This window comes from Acetobacter estunensis (assembly GCF_011516945.1).
GTDB lineage: Bacteria > Pseudomonadota > Alphaproteobacteria > Acetobacterales > Acetobacteraceae > Acetobacter > Acetobacter estunensis.
On record NZ_WOTH01000074.1, the window covers coordinates 2,501 to 5,714 of the forward strand.

General features: G+C 55.3%; 1 tRNA gene and 2 rRNA genes. All 3 read left to right on the forward strand.

Going from position 1 to position 3,214, the window contains the following annotated elements:
* The first annotated feature begins 62 nt into the window (after positions 1–62).
* The 3 genes from GOB87_RS16070 (at position 63) to GOB87_RS16080 (ending at position 3,120) form a co-directional block, all read left to right on the forward strand.
* Positions 63–2,801, forward strand: a 23S ribosomal RNA gene (locus GOB87_RS16070).
* A gap of 97 nt (positions 2,802–2,898) precedes the next feature.
* Positions 2,899–3,014, forward strand: a 5S ribosomal RNA gene (rrf, locus tag GOB87_RS16075).
* A gap of 29 nt (positions 3,015–3,043) precedes the next feature.
* Positions 3,044–3,120 (forward strand) — tRNA-Met (locus GOB87_RS16080).
* Positions 3,121–3,214: the final 94 nt, after the last annotated feature.

Sequence of the window (3,214 nt, forward strand, 5' to 3'; positions counted from 1 at the left end):
CGTGCCTGTTTCCTGAAAGGTCGGAATACGTTCTGGCATGGATGGTTTCTGTGCATGGTGGCGAGTGAGTGCGAGAAGGGCATTCGGTGGATGCCTTGGCACCAGGAGGCGATGAAGGACGTGGCACGCTGCGAAAAGCCATGGGGAGCCGCGAGCAGGCTTTGATCCGTGGATATCCGAATGGGGCAACCCCCTCGCAAGAGGATCCTGTACTGAATACATAGGTGCAGGAGGCGAACCCGGGGAACTGAAACATCTCAGTACCTGGAGGAAAAGACATCAATTGAGATTCCGCTAGTAGTGGCGAGCGAACGCGGAGCAGGCCAGTGGTTATTGGAAGACAAGCGGAACGCTCTGGAAAGTGCGGCCATAGTGGGTGATAGCCCCGTATGCGTAATGCTTCTGATGATCCTTGAGTAGGGCGGGGCACGTGAAACCCTGTCTGAACATGGGGGGACCACCCTCCAAGCCTAAATACTCCCTGGTGACCGATAGTGAACAAGTACCGTGAGGGAAAGGTGAAAAGCACCCCGACGAGGGGAGTGAAATAGACCTGAAACCGGATGCCTACAAGCAGTCGGAGCCTCTTATGGGGTGACGGCGTACCTTTTGTATAATGGGTCAGCGAGTTTCTGTTTGCAGCGAGCTTAAGCCGGTAGGTGTAGGCGTAGCGAAAGCGAGTCTGAATAGGGCGACGAGTTGCTGGCAGAAGACCCGAAACCGAGTGATCTAGCCATGGCCAGGCTGAAGGTGCGGTAACACGCACTGGAGGGCCGAACCCACGCCTGTTGAAAAAGTCGGGGATGAGCTGTGGTTAGGGGTGAAAGGCCAATCAAACTCGGAAATAGCTGGTTCTCCGCGAAATCTATTGAGGTAGATCGTCAGGTGTTGACCCCGGGGGGTAGAGCACTGGATGGGCTAGGGGGGCCCAAAGCCTTACCAAACCTAACCAAACTCCGAATACCCGGAAGTTTAGCCTGGCAGACAGACAGTGGGTGCTAAGGTCCATTGTCGAGAGGGAAACAGCCCAGACCACCAGCTAAGGCCCCCAAATCGTGGCTAAGTGGGAAAGGATGTGGGGATTCCAAAACAACCAGGAGGTTGGCTTAGAAGCAGCCATCCTTTAAAGAAAGCGTAATAGCTCACTGGTCTAATAGAAACCCTGCGCCGAAAATGTAACGGGGCTCAAGCCACGTGCCGAAGCTGTGGGTGCATACTATGTATGCGCGGTAGCGGAGCGTTCCGTAGGTCTGCGAAGGAGACGGGGTGACCCTCTCTGGAGATATCGGAAGTGCGAATGCTGACATGAGTAGCGACAAACAGTGCGAGAAACACTGTCGCCGAAAGTCCAAGGTTTCCTGCGCAAGGTTAATCCACGCAGGGTCAGTCGGCCCCTAAGGCGAGGGCGAAAGCCGTAGTCGATGGAAATCAGGTTAATATTCCTGAACCTGCCAGAAGTGACGAATGCAAGATGTTGTCAGTCCTTATCGGATTGGGCTGGCTTTTTGCGCATTCCAGGAAATAGCTCTGGCGTATAGACCGTACCCTAAACCGACACAGGTGGACTGGTAGAGAATACCAAGGCGCTTGAGAGAACGATGCTGAAGGAACTAGGCAAATTGCTCGCGTAACTTCGGGATAAGCGAGACCCGTGAGTGGGCAACCATTTGCGGGTGGCACAGACCAGGGGGTAGCGACTGTTTAGTAAAAACACAGGACTCTGCGAAGTCGAGAGACGACGTATAGGGTCTGACGCCTGCCCGGTGCCGGAAGGTTAAGAGGAGGTGTGAGAGCACTGAATTGAAGCCCCGGTAAACGGCGGCCGTAACTATAACGGTCCTAAGGTAGCGAAATTCCTTGTCGGGTAAGTTCCGACCTGCACGAATGGCGTAACGACTTCCCCGCTGTCTCCAGCATCGGCTCAGCGAAATTGAATTCCCCGTGAAGATGCGGGGTATCCGCGGTCAGACGGAAAGACCCTATGAACCTTTACTGCAGCTTTGCAGTGGCATCAGAGACATTCTGTGTAGGATAGGTGGGAGGCTTTGAAGCAGGGGCGCCAGTTCCTGTGGAGCCATCCTTGAAATACCACCCTGAATTTTTCTGATGTCTAACCGCGACCAGTAAGCCTGGTCCGGGACCCTGCATGGTGGGCAGTTTGACTGGGGCGGTCGCCTCCCAAAGTGTAACGGAGGCGCGCGATGGTGGGCTCAGGCCGGTCGGAAACCGGCTGTCGAGTGCAATGGCATAAGCCCGCCTGACTGTGAGAGTGACAGCTCGATCAGAGACGAAAGTCGGCCATAGTGATCCGGTGGTCCCGCGTGGAAGGGCCATCGCTCAACGGATAAAAGGTACTCTAGGGATAACAGGCTGATCTCCCCCAAGAGTCCACATCGACGGGGAGGTTTGGCACCTCGATGTCGGCTCATCACATCCTGGGGCTGGAGCAGGTCCCAAGGGTTCGGCTGTTCGCCGATTAAAGTGGTACGTGAGCTGGGTTTAGAACGTCGTGAGACAGTTCGGTCCCTATCTGCCGTGGATGTTGGAGATTTGAGAGGATTTGTCCCTAGTACGAGAGGACCGGGATGAACATACCTCTGGTGCACCGGTTGTCGCGCCAGCGGCACAGCCGGGTAGCTAAGTATGGACGGGATAACCGCTGAAAGCATCTAAGCGGGAAACCCACCTCAAAACTAGATCTCCCCAAGGGCCGTGATAGACCATCACGTCAATAGGCCAGGTGTGGAAGCGCAGTAATGCGTGCAGCTAACTGGTCCTAATCGCCCACAAGTCTCACTCAATAACCCACTCCAACGAGTGGACCATGCACAGAAATCATCCATGCCGCACATTTCAAAAACACCAACCGCATCACCAACCTAAAGATGGGTTGGATGACCTGGTGGCCATGGCGGGGGGAGACCCACCCGATCCCATCCCGAACTCGGCCGTGAAAACCCCCAGCGCCCATGATACTGCGGCTTAAGCCGTGGGAAAGTCGGTCGCCGCCAGGTCTTCCAATCCATCTCACAAACAACACCACCGCGGGGTGGAGCAGCCCGGTAGCTCGTCAGGCTCATAACCTGAAGGTCATAGGTTCAAATCCTATCCCCGCAACCAAGCGCAAGTCCTTGATAGGACACGATAAACCCGCCCTAACACGGCGGGTTTTTTTGTGCCCGAAACGCGGCGCAGGATGCGTATAGGATGCAGA